General features: G+C 73.0%; 14 protein-coding genes. 5 read left to right on the forward strand and 9 right to left on the reverse strand.

All coding sequences use genetic code 11. The features are described from left to right. Positions 1–6 precede the first annotated feature (6 nt). Genes ACZ6ZN_RS28935 through argC form a run of 4 tightly spaced genes read right to left on the reverse strand, consistent with a single transcriptional unit; the run spans position 7 to position 4314 of the window. Entirely contained in the window at positions 7–1206 is a 1200-nt protein-coding gene (locus ACZ6ZN_RS28935) for an acetylornithine transaminase (protein ID WP_451879137.1), read from the reverse strand. Then, positions 1203–2117 carry an acetylglutamate kinase gene (gene argB / locus ACZ6ZN_RS28940; protein ID WP_469650747.1) on the reverse strand — a complete coding sequence of 305 codons (915 nt, stop codon included), beginning with the start codon at positions 2115–2117 and terminating at the stop codon, positions 1203–1205. Before argB ends, ACZ6ZN_RS28935 begins: the two co-directional genes overlap by 4 nt. Further along, on the reverse strand, positions 2114–3289 hold the full coding sequence (gene argJ / locus ACZ6ZN_RS28945; protein ID WP_469650748.1) for a bifunctional glutamate N-acetyltransferase/amino-acid acetyltransferase ArgJ: 1176 nt from the start codon (positions 3287–3289) through the stop codon (positions 2114–2116). The genes argB and argJ overlap by 4 nt, the downstream gene beginning before the upstream one ends. Beyond that, positions 3286–4314, reverse strand: a complete 1029-nt coding sequence (argC, locus tag ACZ6ZN_RS28950; protein ID WP_398110632.1) for an N-acetyl-gamma-glutamyl-phosphate reductase — start codon at positions 4312–4314, stop codon at positions 3286–3288. The genes argJ and argC overlap by 4 nt, the downstream gene beginning before the upstream one ends. A 129-nt stretch (positions 4315–4443) precedes the next feature. Between argC and ACZ6ZN_RS28955 the strand changes: the two genes are divergently transcribed. Then, positions 4444–4935: a hypothetical protein gene (locus tag ACZ6ZN_RS28955; RefSeq protein WP_469650751.1), complete on the forward strand. Its 492-nt coding sequence runs from the start codon at positions 4444–4446 to the stop codon at positions 4933–4935. 11 nt (positions 4936–4946) lie between these two features. On the opposite strand, the gene ACZ6ZN_RS28960 is transcribed toward ACZ6ZN_RS28955, so the two are convergent. Next, a complete protein-coding gene (locus tag ACZ6ZN_RS28960; RefSeq protein WP_469650753.1) occupies positions 4947–7430 on the reverse strand; it encodes an alpha-L-arabinofuranosidase C-terminal domain-containing protein in 2484 nt (827 codons plus the stop codon). Between the two features lie 136 nt (positions 7431–7566). On the opposite strand from ACZ6ZN_RS28960, the gene ACZ6ZN_RS28965 reads away from it, so the two are divergent. Next, positions 7567–8007, forward strand: coding sequence for a DUF6314 family protein (locus ACZ6ZN_RS28965; protein WP_469650756.1), 441 nt, complete (start codon positions 7567–7569; stop codon positions 8005–8007). Here the strand turns inward: ACZ6ZN_RS28965 and ACZ6ZN_RS28970 are convergent. The 3 genes from ACZ6ZN_RS28970 to ACZ6ZN_RS28980 all read right to left on the reverse strand — a co-directional run bounded on the left by ACZ6ZN_RS28970 (position 7989) and on the right by ACZ6ZN_RS28980 (position 10620). Continuing rightward, complete coding sequence (locus ACZ6ZN_RS28970; RefSeq protein WP_469650759.1) at positions 7989–8582, reverse strand: histidine phosphatase family protein; 594 nt, start codon at positions 8580–8582, stop codon at positions 7989–7991. The genes ACZ6ZN_RS28965 and ACZ6ZN_RS28970 overlap by 19 nt on opposite strands. A 120-nt stretch (positions 8583–8702) precedes the next feature. Beyond that, entirely contained in the window at positions 8703–9143 is a 441-nt protein-coding gene (locus tag ACZ6ZN_RS28975; RefSeq protein WP_469650761.1) for a GNAT family N-acetyltransferase, read from the reverse strand. A gap of 40 nt (positions 9144–9183) precedes the next feature. Further along, positions 9184–10620: an aminotransferase-like domain-containing protein gene (locus ACZ6ZN_RS28980; RefSeq protein WP_451879145.1), complete on the reverse strand. Its 1437-nt coding sequence runs from the start codon at positions 10618–10620 to the stop codon at positions 9184–9186. On the opposite strand from ACZ6ZN_RS28980, the gene ACZ6ZN_RS28985 reads away from it, so the two are divergent. Next, positions 10619–11641, forward strand: a complete 1023-nt coding sequence (locus ACZ6ZN_RS28985; RefSeq protein WP_469650765.1) for a DMT family transporter — start codon at positions 10619–10621, stop codon at positions 11639–11641. The genes ACZ6ZN_RS28980 and ACZ6ZN_RS28985 overlap by 2 nt on opposite strands. An 89-nt stretch (positions 11642–11730) precedes the next feature. Continuing rightward, on the forward strand, positions 11731–11931 hold the full coding sequence (locus tag ACZ6ZN_RS28990) for a DUF1918 domain-containing protein (protein ID WP_369197385.1): 201 nt from the start codon (positions 11731–11733) through the stop codon (positions 11929–11931). Between the two features lie 9 nt (positions 11932–11940). Here ACZ6ZN_RS28990 and ACZ6ZN_RS28995 read toward each other — a convergent pair whose 3' ends face one another. Continuing rightward, on the reverse strand, positions 11941–13170 hold the full coding sequence (locus ACZ6ZN_RS28995; protein WP_451879148.1) for a glycoside hydrolase family 10-like protein: 1230 nt from the start codon (positions 13168–13170) through the stop codon (positions 11941–11943). 179 nt (positions 13171–13349) lie between these two features. On the opposite strand from ACZ6ZN_RS28995, the gene ACZ6ZN_RS29000 reads away from it, so the two are divergent. Further along, on the forward strand, positions 13350–14225 hold the full coding sequence (locus tag ACZ6ZN_RS29000; protein ID WP_398110623.1) for a 3-hydroxybutyryl-CoA dehydrogenase: 876 nt from the start codon (positions 13350–13352) through the stop codon (positions 14223–14225). Positions 14226–14373: the final 148 nt, after the last annotated feature.

The following is a 14373-nucleotide window of genomic DNA, read 5'->3' on the forward strand; positions in this document are numbered from 1 at the left end:
GTCGTCTCATTCCCCGGATCGTCCGTCCCCGCTGGCTGTCTGCAGGATGCCGGGCAGTGCTCCGAGGAGCGCGTCCACCTCGTCGTCGCGGAGGTTCAGCGGCGGCATCAGCCGGACGACGTCGGGGGCGGGCGCGTTCACCAGGAATCCGGCCTCCTGAGCCGCCTGGCGCACCTGGGGCGCGAGCGGCTCGGTGAGCACGATACCCAGGAGGAGCCCCGAGCCCCGGACGAAGTCGATCAACTCGTGCCCCAAGCCCTCGATCCCGTCGCGCAACCTCTCGCTCTGCCGCTTGACGTTCTCCAGCAACCCCTCGTTCTCGATGGTGTCGAGGACGGCGAGCCCGGCCGCGCAGGCCACGGGGTTGCCGCCGAAGGTCGTCCCGTGCTGGCCGGGTCGCAGCAGCTCCGCGGCCCGGCCGAAGGCGACGGTCGCGCCGAGCGGCAGTCCGCCGCCGAGCTGCTTGGCGAGGGTGACGACGTCGGGCAGGACGCCCTCGTGGGCCTGGTACTCGAACCAGTGCCCGGTGCGGCCGATGCCGGTCTGCACCTCGTCGAGGACGAGCAGCGCCCCGGTCGCGGCCGTGATGGCCCGGGCCGCCTTGAGGTAGCCGGCGGGCGGCACGACGACGCCGAGCTCGCCCTGGATCGGTTCGAGGACGACGAGCGCGGTCTCCTCGGTCACGGCGGCGGCCAGGGCCTGCGCGTCACCGAACGGCACGTGCGTGACGTCGCCCGGCAGCGGCAGGAACGGCTCGCGCTTGCCCTGCTGTCCGGTCAGGGCCAGGGCGCCCATGGTCCGGCCGTGGAAGGCGCCCTCGGTGGCCACGACATGGGTCCGCCCGGTCAGCCGGCCGATCTTGAAGGCCGCCTCGTTGGCCTCGGCTCCGGAGTTGCAGAAGAAGACCTTGCCGTCCCGGCCGAACAGGCGCAGCAGCCGTTCGGCGAGGGCGACGGTCGGCTCGGCCATGAAGAAGTTGGAGATGTGGCCGAGGGAGCCGATCTGCCGGGTGACGGCCTCGACGACGGCCGGGTGGGCGTGGCCGAGGGCGTTGGTGGCGATGCCGCCGACGAAGTCGAGGTAGGCGTGGCCGTCGGCGTCCCACACGCGGGTGCCCTCGCCGCGGGCCAGCGGCAGCAGCGGGGTGCCGTAGTTGTCCATGAGCGCGCCCTGCCACCGCTCGGCGTACTCCTGATGGGCGGTCATACGGCTTCCCCCTCGTGCTCGTCGGGCACGACCATCGTGCCGATGCCCTCGTCGGTGAAGATCTCCAGCAGGATCGAGTGCGGCACCCGGCCGTCGATGACGCGGGCGGTGGTCACGCCGTTGCGTACGGCGTGCAGGCAGCCCTCCATCTTCGGCACCATGCCGGACGACAGGTCCGGCAGCAGTCGTTCCAGTTCGGCGGCGGTGAGGCGGCTGATCACCTCGTCGCTGTGCGGCCAGTCCTCGTAGAGTCCCTCGACGTCCGTGAGGACCATGAGGGTTTCGGCGCCCAGTGCAGCAGCGAGTGCCGCAGCCGCCGTATCAGCATTGACGTTGTAGACATGCCCGTCGTCCTCGGAGCGGGCGATCGACGAGACGACCGGGATGCGGCCGTCGGCGAGCAGGGCCTCGATGGCGCCCGTGTCGATCGCGGTGATCTCGCCCACGCGCCCGATGTCGACCAACTCGCCGTCGATCTCGGGCTGGTGCCTGGTGGCGGTGATGGTGTGGGCGTCCTCGCCGGTCAGGCCGACGGCGAGGGGCCCGTGCTGGTTGAGCAGCCCGACCAGTTCGCGCTGGACCCGCCCGGCCAGCACCATCCGTACGACGTCCATGGCGTCCTCGGTGGTCACCCGCAGGCCGGCCTTGAACTCGCTGACGATGCCGTGCTGGTCGAGGGCGGCGCTGATCTGCGGGCCGCCGCCGTGCACGACGACGGGCTTGAGGCCGGCGTGGTGCAGGAACACCACGTCCTGGGCGAATGCGGCCTTGAGGTCCTCGTCGACCATGGCGTTGCCGCCGAACTTGATGACGACCGTCCTGCCGTTGTGCCGGACCAGCCAGGGCAGGGCCTCGATGAGGATCTGCGCCTTGGGCAGGGCGGTGTGCCTGCGTGTCGCTCCACTGCTCATGACGAGTACGCGCTGTTCTCGTGGACGTAGTCGGCGGTGAGGTCGTTGGTCCAGATGGTGGCGGTCTCGGACCCGGCGGCGAGGTCGGCGACGATGTGCACCTCGCGGTAGCGCATGTCGACCTTGTCGCGGTCCTCGCCGACGCCGCCGTCCTTGCAGACCCAGACGCCGTTGATGGCGACGTTCAGCCGGTCGGGCTCGAAGGCGGCGCTCGTCGTCCCGATCGCGGAGAGCACGCGGCCCCAGTTGGGGTCCTCCCCGTGGATGGCGCACTTGAGGAGGTTGTTGCGGGCGATGGAGCGGCCCACCTCGACGGCGTCGTCCTCGCTGGCGGCGTTGATCACCTCCACCTTGATGTCCTTGCTGGCGCCCTCGGCGTCCCGGATGAGCTGCTGCCCCAGGTCGTCGCAGACCTGCCGCACGGCTTCGGCGAAGTCCTCGTACGCCGGGGTCACTTCGGCCGAGCCGGAGGCCAGCAGCAGGACGGTGTCGTTGGTGGACATGCAGCCGTCGGAGTCGACCCGGTCGAAGGTCGTGCGGGTGGCGGCCCGCAGCGCCTTGTCGAGGTCGGCGTCGTCGACGGCGGCGTCGGTGGTGAGGACGACGAGCATGGTGGCGAGGCCCGGGGCGAGCATGCCCGCTCCCTTGGCCATGCCGCCGACGGTCCAGCCTCCCCCAGACTCCGTCCGGGGGGACCCCCAGGTGACGACCGACGTCTTGTGGACGGTGTCGGTGGTCTTGATGGCGATGGCGGCCTTCTCGCCGCCGTGCTCGGAGAGCTGGGCGGCGGCCGCCTCGACGCCCGGGAGCAGCTTGTCCATCGGCAGCAGCACACCGATGAGGCCGGTGGAGCAGACGGCGACCTCGACGGCGCCCCGGCCGAGGACCTCGGCGGCCTTCTCGGCCGTGGCGTGGGTGTCCTGGAAGCCCTTCGGGCCCGTGCAGGCGTTCGCGCCGCCGGAGTTGAGGACGACGGCGGAGACCTGGCCGCTCTTGAGCACCTGCTCGGACCACAGGACCGGCGCGGCCTTCACGCGGTTGGAGGTGAAGACGCCGGCGGCGGCACGGCGGGGCCCGTTGTTGACCACGAGGGCCAGGTCCGGGTTGCCGTTCTCCTTGATCCCGGCGGCGATGCCCGCCGCCGTGAATCCCTTTGCTGCCGTCACACTCACGGCGCGACTCCGATCGTCGTCAGTCCGGTGGTCTCGTCGAGACCCAGGGCGATGTTCATGCTCTGGACGGCACCGCCCGCGGTGCCCTTGGTGAGGTTGTCGATGGCGCTGATCGCGATGATCCGTCCGGCGGCCTCGTCGTGGGCGACCTGCACCTGAACGGCGTTGGAACCGTATACGGACGCCGTGGCGGGCCACTGTCCCTCGGGCAGCAGGTGCACGAACGGTTCGTCCGCGTAGGCCTTGGCGTACACGGCGCGCAGCGACTCGCCGGTGACCCCGTCGGCGGCCTTGGCGCTGCACGTGGCGAGGATGCCGCGGGGCATCGGTGCGAGGGTCGGGGTGAAGGACACGGTGACCGGCTGCCCGGCGGCCGCGCCGAGGTTCTGGGTGATCTCGGGGGTGTGCCGGTGCACCCCGCCGACCCCGTACGGGGACATCGAGCCCATGACCTCGCTGCCCAGCAGGTGCGGCTTGGGCGCCTTGCCCGCGCCGGACGTGCCGGAGGCGGCGACGATCACCGCCTCGGGCCCGGCGAGCCCGGCGGCGTACGCCGGGAAGAGGGCCAGGGAGACGGCGGTCGGGTAGCAGCCGGGTACCGCGATGCGCTTGGACCCCTCCAGCGCGAGGCGGGCACCCGGCAGTTCGGGAAGGCCGTAGGGCCAGGTGCCGGCGTGCGGGGAGCCGTAGAACTTCTCCCAGGCGGCGGCGTCGGTCAGCCGGAAGTCGGCGCCCATGTCGACGACCAGCACGTCCGGGCCGAGCCGGTCGGCGACGGCCGCGGACTGCCCGTGCGGCAGCGCGAGGAACACGACGTCGTGACCGGCGAGCACCTCCGGGGTCGTCTCCTGGAGCACCCGGCCCGCCAAGGGCAGCAGGTGCGGCTGGAGCGCACCGAGGGTCTGCCCGGCGTTGGAGTTGCCGGTCAGGGCACCGATCTCGACCTCGGGGTGTGCCAGCAGCAGACGCAGCAGCTCCCCGCCCGCGTATCCACTCGCCCCGGCCACCGCCGCACGTACCGCCATGGAACCTCCTCCTTAGGAGGCATGACTATACGTTGCGCCGCAGTTTTATGCAATCCATTCCGGGCGCTCCCGACGGCGGCCGTCCCGCACGATCCCTGCCCGCGCGCCCCCGCGCGTACGCTCCCCGCCATGGGCAACGTCTTCCGGGCCGGCGCCGACGCCATGCACCTGTCCAACGGCGGCACCGAGGTCTTCGTGGAGGTGCTCGCGCTGGCCGTCGCGGCGCTCGCGGAGCGGCCGTGGGAGCTGCGCTTCGCGGCGCTGCTGTCCTGGCAGGACCAGAGCGTGCTGGGCCGGGGTGCGGTCGGGTTCGACCTGGCCGAGCTGGACTGGGGCGCGACGCCGGCGGAGCGGGCGGCCGCCAAGGCCTTCGTGCTGCGCGCGACCGGGCTGGCGGCCCGTGGGCACCGCTGGGCGGAGCTCGGGTACGAGCCGCCGTTCGCGCGGGAGTATCTGCGCCGCTTCCGGGAGATCGTGGAGGCGTTCGAGCCGCCGGCGGCCGTTCCGCCCGGTGACGCGCTCCCGGCCCCGGCGGTCGCCTGCTGCGTGCGCCACCGGGTGCCGAGCGCCCTGCCCCACTGGGAGGGCTGCGTCCTGTGCCACCGGAGCGGACCGGTGTGAGACGGGCGCGTCTACCTCTGCCTGATCCGCAGGAACGTCACCGAGTTCGCCGGGAAGGTGTACGTGAACGTGCTCGCCACGCCCCGGAAGGTGGAGGTCACCGGCGTCACCGGGGTGTCGGTCTCGGTGTTCACCGCGTCCTGGTCGGCGGCCAGGGTGGTCACACGGGCCGTGGCGGAGACCTCGGCGCCACCGAGGTCGACGGCCGTACGGGCCTCGGCGGACCGGGCGTTGACGACCTTGACGACGAGGTCGCCGGTCCGGTCGTCCCGGGTCACGACCTGGCGGAACGGCTCGGCCGGCTTGTCGTCCGTGAAGCTGCCCCACTCCTCGCCGTCCAGGAACAGCGTGACCTGGCGGCCGCGCACCTTGATGTCGATGTCGTAGGCCCGGCCGGTCTCGATCGAGCCCGCCTTCGTCATCAGGGTGCTCCTGCCGCCGTCCACGGCCTGCTCGATCGCGGACCGGGTGTTGTTCCAGCCGCCCAGGTTCCACCAGTAGTAGGTGCCGGTGTCCCGGACGCCGAAGGCGACGAGGAAGCCCTCCTTGCCGGACTTCTTGGTGGCCCTCACATGGAGGTCGTAGTCCTTCCAGGCCGGGTCGCCGGCGGTGACCATGGTGTTCTCGGCGGCGGTGTCGGTCTGGACGTAGGCACCGTCCCGGACGCTCCAGCTGCCGGTGCCGGTGTGCCTCCACCGGGAGGCGTCGCCGGAGAAGTCGTCGCGGAACAGGGCCGAGCCGTCCGCCGAGGTGACGCGCACGTCGTCGTAGGCGGCGCTGGTCGCCCACGTCGACAGGCCGACGGCGCCGGTGAGGGGACCGCTGACGTTCGGGGTCCCGGTGGCCCTGGAGGGGACCACCCGATCGCCGACGTTGTTCATGAACAGCTTCTGGACCTCGTAGTTCGCCGAGTTCCAGGACGCCCGGTTGTTGAACCAGATCAGGTCCGGCCGCCACTGGACGTAGTCCTCGTTCGCGAGCAGCGGGGCGTAGGAGGCGAGCTCGACGACGTCCGCGTTGCGCTCCAGGCCGGTCATGTAGGCGGCTTCGGCGAGGCCGTTCCTCCAGGCGTTGCCCTGGGAGGCGTACTCGCCGAGGAAGACCTTGGGCCCGTTCCTGTCGTAGGAGTCGTAGCGGTCGTTGTGCTGCAGGAACCAGGCCGGACTGTTGTAGTAGTGCTCGTCGACCATGTCGACCTTGCCCTCGCGGTTGAGGCGCCAGGCGGTGTCGAAGACCGTTCCGGCGTCGTCGGGGCCGGAGTTGGAGACGACGGTGATGTCCGGGTACTTCGCGTCGATGGCCTTCCGGAACCGCTCGAAGCGGGCGAAGAACTCCTCGGGCAGGTTCTCCTCGTTGCCGACCTCGATGTGGGTCAGGTGGAAGGGCGCGGGGTGGCCCATCCGCGCGCGGACCCGGCCCCACGTCGAGGTCGCCGGGCCGTTGGCGAACTCGATGAGGTCGAGGGTGTCCTGGATGTGCCGCTTCAGCAGTGCGTCGTCGTCGACGGCCTGGTTCTGGCCGCAGCCGGTGACCAGGGCGGGGACGACGGGCAGCGGCATGGCGCCGATGTCCTCGGCGAAGCGGAAGTACTCGTAGTAGCCGAGCCCGTAGCTCTGGTTGTAGCCCCAGAAGTTGGCGTTGGTGGCGCGTTCCTCGACCGGTCCGACGGTGTCCTTCCACTGGTAGCTGCGCTTGCGCTGCCAGTGGGAGGACTCGCTGTAGTCCTCCATGGAGCCGGTGTTGACCAGGCAGCCGCCGGGGAAGCGCACGAAGCCCGGCCGGAGGGCGGCGATCTTCTCGGCGAGGTCCTTGCGCAGGCCGCCGGGCTGGTTCCGGTACGTCTCGCGGGGGAACAGCGACACCATGTCGAGCGCGGCGGCGTCCGAGGCGGCGACGGCGAGGCGGCCGCGGTTGCTGGTGCGGCTCGCGGTGAAGGTGGCCCGGTACTTCGCCCAGCCGCCCTCGACGGCGACCCGGCGGGCGTCCGCCAGGCTGCCCGCGGCGTCCTTCAGGGAGACGGTGAGCGTGCTGCCGTGGGCGGCGCGGGCCCACACGGAGAAGTCGTACCGCTCCCCCTTCGCGATCCGGATGCCGGTGTTGTAGCCCGCGTTCGCGACGGTCGAACCGGCGCCCAGGGACAGGTAGGTGCGGTTGCGCTCGTTGAGCCGGCCCGGGTCGTCGACGGCCTCGGCCGTGCCGGTGACCGTCCAGGACGTCAGGGGCGTGTACGCGCCGTTGTCGGCGGTGGAGTACTCGAAGGACCGGTTCTGCACCAGCTCCGCGTAGAGGCCGCCGTCGGCGGCGCGGTTGATGTCCTCGAAGAAGACGCCGTACATCGTGTCGTCGATGGCCGCGCCCCGGGCGGAGGGGTCGACGGTGATCGTGTAGTCGGTGACGTCCTCGGCGTGGGCGGGGGCCGGTACGAGGGCTGCTGCCGTGAGCAGGGCGGCGGCCGTGAGGCCCGCTCTCCCTCGCGTGCGTGCGGTGCGTGGCATGGAGGCTCCGCGGCTCTCTGGTAGGGGGTGTTCGAAATCTCAGACATCGGTCAGGACTTCGAACGGCAAGATAGGGAGGGGGCGACGGCGCGTCAATGGGTCGCGCGGCCACGGACGGGACGGAGAGCGGTCGGGGATGGGCGAGTTCTGGCCGGTGCCGGACACACTGGCGTATCTGGCCGGGCGGTGGCGGGTGTCGCGGACCGTGCGCGACCTCGCCGGCGGCGCGGAAGGGGAGTTCGCCGGGGCCACCGTGTTCGGCGCGCTGGAGGGGGGCGGGCTGCTGCACCGCGAGACCGGCGCCTTCACCTGGCACGGCGTCACCCGGCCGGCCGAGCGGACCCTGCGGTTCCTGCCGGGGCCGGACGGCACGGCCGACGTGCGGTTCGCGGACGGGCGGCCGTTCCACGACCTCGACCTGAGGCCGGGACGGCATGTCGCCGACCATCCGTGCTCGGCCGACCTCTACCGGGGCGAGTTCACCGTCCGCGACGCCGACCACTGGCGGACCGTGTGGCGGGTGCGCGGCCCCGCCAAGGACCTCGTGCTGCGCACGGACTACGCGCGCGAGTGCTGAGCGGACGCCCCGTCGAACCGCAGGTTCCAGCGACCGGCCCGGCCCGTCACGGCCGTCGTCGACAGTGGCCGGACGTCGATGTTCCAGTAGGTCCGGGGCGGCGCCTTCAGGACGTACACCAGGGCGGCCCGGATCACGGACGGCTCGGCGACCGCCACCACCCGGCAGCCGTCCTCGACGGGCCGGGTGTCGAGCCAGCCGCCGACCCGGGAGATGAAGTCCACCAGCGACTCACCGCCGTGCGGCGCGGTCCGCGGATCGGTGAGCCACGCGTCCACCGCCTCCGGCTCACAGGCCATGGCCTCGCCCAGGGTCAGTCCGCGCCAGCGGCCCATGTCGCAGTCGCGCAGGCCCAGCTGGACGAGCGGCGCGTAACCGAGCCCCTCCCCCGTCGCCCGGCTGCGCGGGGCGGGTGAGCAGTAGCGCAGGTCGGCCGCGGCGAGCGGCAGCAGCTCCGGGGCCACCCGCTCGACCTCGCCCCAGCCGGCCTGGTCCAGCGGCCGGTCGTCCTCGAAGCGCTCGGCCGGCGGCACGGAGCTGCGCGCGGCGGCGACGAACGTGACCCGAAGTGACATGCGGCGATGGTGAGCGCCGCAAGTACGCAGGTCAAGAGGTGTTGTTCGCCAGTTACCGACGGTATGCCGGCGTTCACGGCCCGGAGGCGTTCGCCGCGGGCTTTCGCCGGGCCGGCCCCGTCACCGGCTGAAGACGAGGGCCATCCAGTGCTCGGGCCGTTCCAGCGGCGCGAAGCCGTGCCGGGCGTACACCTCGTGGGCGTCGTGCGTGGCGAGGACCACGCGCCGCACCCCGAACTCCCGCGTCCGCTCCCGCACGGCGCCCACGAGCGCGCCGCCGATGCCCTTGCCGCGCACCGCCGGGTCGACGTACACGTCGCAGAGCCAGGCGAAGGTCGCCCGGTCGGTCACGACCCGGGCATAGGCGACCTGCTCCCCCGACACCGTGTCGTGGACGCCGAAGTTCAGCGACCCGTCGATCGCGCGGTCCTGCGTCTCGCGCGGGCGGCCCAGGGCCCAGTACGCGTCGGTGGACAGCCACCGGTGCACCCGTTCGCGGTCGAGGCGGGCGGGGTCGGTGGAGATCTCGTAGCCCTCGGGCAGGGGCGGGGTGGCGTTCATGGCGCGATGCTCGCAGGCCGCCCGAGGGCCCGTCGAGGGGTTATCCGAGCACCTCGTCGCGGGCCGCCCGCAGCCGCCGTACGCCCTCCGCGATCTCCCCGGTGCCGGCGACGGCGGCGAAGCCGAGCCGCAGATGGGCGGCCGGGGGCTCGGCGCTGAAGTACGGGCGGCCCGGAGCGACCGCGACGCCGGTGCGCAGGGCGGCCGCCACCAGGGCCGGCTCGTCCACACCGTCGGGCAGGCGCGGCCACAGGTGGTAGCCGCCGGACGGCACGTGGGCCAGGGTCAGTTCGGGCAGGTGCAGGGCGAGCGCGGAGGTCATCGCGTCCCGCCGGGCCCTCAACTCCGCCGAGACGGCCCGCAGATGGCGCGGCCAGGCGGGTGAGCCGACGAGCTCCAGCGCGGCCTCCTGCAACGGCCGCGGCACGAAGAAGGTGTCGACGACCTGGATGGCCCGCAGCCGCTCCAGCACCGGGCCCCGCGCGGCCAGGGCGCTCACCCGGAAACTCGGGGAGGTCGCCTTGGTGAGGGAGGAGACGTGGACGACCACGCCGTCGGGGTCGTCGGCCGCCAGCGGGCGCGGCAGCGGCCCGGAGTCCTCGTGCACCAGGCGCCGCACGAAGTCGTCCTCGACGACGAACGCCCCGGCCTCGCGGGCGATGCGCAGCACCTCGGCGCGCCGTCCGGGCGCGAGGACGGCGCCGGTCGGGTTCTGGAAGAGGGGCTGGCACACGAAGGCCGGGGCGCCGGTGGCCCGGAAGGCGTCGGCGAGCAGCGCCGGGCGGACCCCGTCGGCGTCCACCGGGACGGGCACCGGGCGCAGTCCCGCGGCGCGGGCGATGGCGAGCATGCCGGGGTAGGTCGGCGACTCGACCAGGACCGGGGCGCCCGGCGGGGCGAGGGCGCGCAGGGCGGTGGTGAGAGCGGACTGCCCGCCGGAGGTGATCAGCACCTCGGCGGCCGTGACGGAGCCGCCGATGCTGCGTGCGAACCACTCCCGCAGCTCGGGCAGGCCCTCCATGGGCGGCCGCCCCCACGCCCCGGGGCGGCGTCCGGCCCGCGACAGGGCCGCGGCCATCGCCCGCTCGGGCTGGAGCGAGGGGTGCAGATAGCCGCCGTTGAACTCGATCACCCCGGGTGGTGGCGCGGCCAGGGACACCAGCACCCCGGAGGCGTCCACCGAGCGGGGCACCAGGTCGGCGGCGCCCTCCGCGCTGAGGGCGACCTCCTGCCAGGAGGTGTCCCCCGCCGGAGCCGGCCCCGTCCGGGCCTGCGCGCGGAACGCGCCGGCGCCGGGGCGGGTGACCACCAGTCCTTCGGCGGCCAGTTGCGCCAGCGCCCGCGAGACGGTCACCGGGCTCACCCGGAACCGCTCGACGAGCGCCCGGCTCGACGGCAGCTTTCCACCAGGCGAGTAGCGGTCCAGCTCCCGCCGAAGCCGTTCCGCCAGTTCACCCACACTGCTACGCTCTTGCATGAGAGCAGAGAGTAGCGCTACTGCGGACACCGGGATAGCGGTCGGCGCCCCGGCGCCCGGTACGGCGGAGCACCGGTCCACGACCGGCGGGCGGGGCACGGCCGGGGCGCGGCGCGCAACCCGCGCCGGAAACGGGCGGCCCGCCCGCGGCCCCGGGACGGACCGTGCCGGGTACGGGACCCTCCAGGCCGCCCTGGGGGTCATCGCCTTCTCCCTCACCTTCCCCGCCACCGCCTGGGGTCTGGAGGGGTTCGGCCCCTGGTCGCTGGTGGCCGTGCGCAGCGTCCTCGCCGCGGTGATCGCGGGCGGTGCCCTGCTGGCACTGCGGGTGCCGCTGCCCGCCCGTCGCCACTGGCCGGGGCTCGCCGTCGTCGCCGCCGGGGTCGTCCTCGGTTTCCCTCTGCTGACCACACTGGCGCTCGGGACGTCGACCACCGCGCACGCCGCCGTCGTGGTCGGGCTGCTCCCCCTCACCACCGCCGTCTTCTCCGCCCTCCGCGTCGGCACCCGGCCCTCGCGGACCTTCTGGTGCGCGGCCCTGGCGGGCGCGGCGGCGGTCCTGGCCTTCACCGCGCAGCAGAGCGGCGGCGCCCTGACCACCGCCGACCTGTACCTCTTCGCGGCACTGCTGGTGTGCGCGGCGGGCTACACCGAGGGCGGCCGGCTGGCCCGGGTCATGCCGGGCTGGCACGTGATCGGCTGGGCGCTGGTGCTGTGCCTGCCGCTGACGGTGCCCGCCGCGGCCCTCGCCCTGGCGCACGAGCCGGTGCGGCTCACGGCTCACAGTGTGGCCGGGCTGCTCTGGGTCGCGGCCGGCTCGCAGTTCCTCGGACTGGTCGTCTGGTACCGCGGGATGGCGGCCGTCGGCATCCCGAAGGCCAGCCAGTTGCAGCTGGCGCAGCCCCTGCTCACACTGGTGTGGTCGGTGCTGCTGCTGGGCGAGCACCTGACGGTGGCCGCCCCGCTGACGGCCGCGGCGGTGCTGGTGTGCATCGCCGTCACACAGCGGGCCCGCGGCTGAGGGACGGCGTCCGGCCCCCGGCCCGTGGGGGCCCGCGCCGCGGACCCGAGGCCGTGGACCGGCGCTGCACCCCTCGTGAGGAGGTCCCGATGCACGCAACCGTGGGCGACCGGCTGGTCCAGCACGGCAGGGTGGTCGGTCAGCACGACAAGGTCGGCGAGATCGTCGAGGTCCTCGGCGACGAGGGCGGTCCCCCGTACCGCGTCCGGTTCGAGGACGGGCACGAGGGAGTGTGCTCGCCCGGGCCCGACACCGAGATCCGGCACCGGGAGACCACCACCGGTCCCTGACCCGGCGGCTCAGCGCGGTGGGTCGGCCGGCAGCCCGTAGTGGTCGGCCACCACCCTCGCCATCGCCCCGATCCGGTCGGCCGCCACGTCCCGGGCGGCGAAGTAGACGTGCCCGCGCACCGGCGCGTGCTCCGCGGCGAGCGTCAGGTGCCGGGACAGCTCGGCCGGCTGCTGCCAGGCCGCGGGCTGCGCCGGGTCACCCGCCTTGTAGAGCGCCTCCCCCAGGTACAGCTGCGTCGAGCTGCCGCGCGCGACCTCCGCCCACCAGGGCACCAGCTTCGCGTAGTCGGCGGCGGCGAAGCCGATGTTCCAGTACAGCTGCGGCACGATGTAGTCGATCCAGCCCTCGCGCACCCAGGTGCGGGTGTCCGCGTAGAGGTCGTCGTACGTCTCCACACCGGCCCGGGTGTCCGAACCGGCCGGGTCGGTCGAGGAGTTGCGCCACACGCCGAACGGGCTGATGCCGAAGGCGGTCCCGGGGCGGAGCTCCTTCACCCGGTCCGCCGTCTCGCGCACCAGCCGGTCGATGTTGTCCCGCCGCCACGCGGCCCGGTCGGGGAAGCCGCCGCCGTGCTCGTCGTAGGCGTCGTCGTCGTCGAAGCTCTGCCCGGCCACCGGGTACGGGTAGAAGTAGTCGTCGAAGTGGACGCCGTCCACGGGGTAGCGGGCCACCGCGTCGAGCATCGCGTCCTCGACGAACGCGCGGACCTCGGGCATCCCCGGGTTGTAGAAGAGTTTCCCGCCGTAGGGGACCACCCAGTCGGGGTTCTTCCGGGCCGGGTGGGAGGCGACGAGCCGGCCGGGGTCCGCGTGGGCGGCGACCCGGTACGGGTTGAACCAGGCGTGCAGCTTCAGGCCGCGGGCGTGGGCCTCCTCGACGGCCGTGCCCAGCGGGTCCCAGCCCGGGTCCCTGCCCTGCGTGCCGGTGAGGTACTGCGACCAGGGCTCGTACGGCGAGGGCCACAGGGCGTCTGCGGTCGGGCGCACCTGGAAGAACACCGTGTTGAGCCGGTTGCGGACGGCCGTGTCGAGGTGGGTGAGCAGCTCCGAGCGCTGCTGCGCGGCACTGAGCCCGGGCTTGGAGGGCCAGTCCCGGTTGGCCACGGTGGCGAGCCACACCCCCCGCATCTCGGTGGCCGGCGCCCCGCCCCTGCGGCCGGACGCGGCCGCCGCGGGGGGCATCATCGTGAAAGCCGACAGCGCCGCCACGGCGAACGCCCTGCGTGAGACTCGTCCCATCCGCATGCCCCAAAAAGCCGCGGATCCGCACCGTCGCGGATCGCTCCGGGCCCAGCATGCCCGAACCTGAGCCGCCCCCCGCGATCGATCATCGATACTTGGCGGTAACGTGCACGAACGGAGCAGGCGCCGGGACCCGGCCGGCCTGCCGGTCGTGGATCAGCAGCGAAAGGGACGATGTGACGGACATCCCAGCGGGAGACATTGCACGCGTCGGAGTCGTGGGCTGCGGTCAGATGGGCGCGGGGATCGCCGAAGTGTGCGCCCGCGCCGGCCTGGACGTCATGGTCGCCGAGACCACCGGCGAAGCCCTGGAGATCGGCCGCACCCGGCTGTTCACCTCCCTGGCCAAGGCAGCCGAGCGCGGCAAGATCACCGAGGAGGAGCAGGAGGCCACGCTGGCCCGCCTGAGCTTCACCACGGACCTCGGCGAATTCGCCGACCGTGACCTGGTGATCGAGGCCGTCGTGGAGAACGAGCAGGTCAAGACCGAGATCTTCCAGGTCCTGGACCAGGTCGTGACCCGGCCGGACGCCATCCTGGCCTCCAACACCTCCTCCATCCCGCTGGTGAAGCTGGCGGTGGCGACCTCGCGGCCCGACCAGGTCATCGGCGTCCACTTCTTCAACCCGGCCCCGGTGCAGAAGCTCGTCGAGCTGATCCCCGCCCTCACCACCTCCGAGGGGACGATCAGCCGCGCCCAGCTGTTCACCGAGAAGCTGCTCGGCAAGCACGCGATCCGTGCCCAGGACCGTTCCGGCTTCGTGGTCAACGCGCTGCTCATCCCGTACCTGCTCTCCGCGATCCGGATGTTCGAGACCGGCATCGCCAGCCGCGAGGACATCGACAACGGCATGGAGATGGGCTGCGCCCACCCCATGGGCCCGCTCAAGCTCTCCGACCTCATCGGCCTGGACACGGTCGCCTCGGTCGCGCAGTCGATGTACGAGGAGTACAAGGAGCCGCTGTACGCCGCTCCCCCGCTGCTCCAGCGCATGGTCGACGCGGGCCGGCTGGGCCGCAAGTCGGGCTCCGGCTTCTACACCTACTCCTGACCCTCCGCAGCGCACTCCGCCCCGGCCCTCCCCGCGAGGCCGGTTACGGACGGTCAGATTTCGGCCATGCGACGGGCCCGGCACCTCCCTTGGTGCCGGGCCCGCGGCATTCACACACCGTGTGCGCGCCGGGCTCGCATATGCCCTC

Source organism: Streptomyces sp. NPDC053665, from assembly GCF_055585285.1.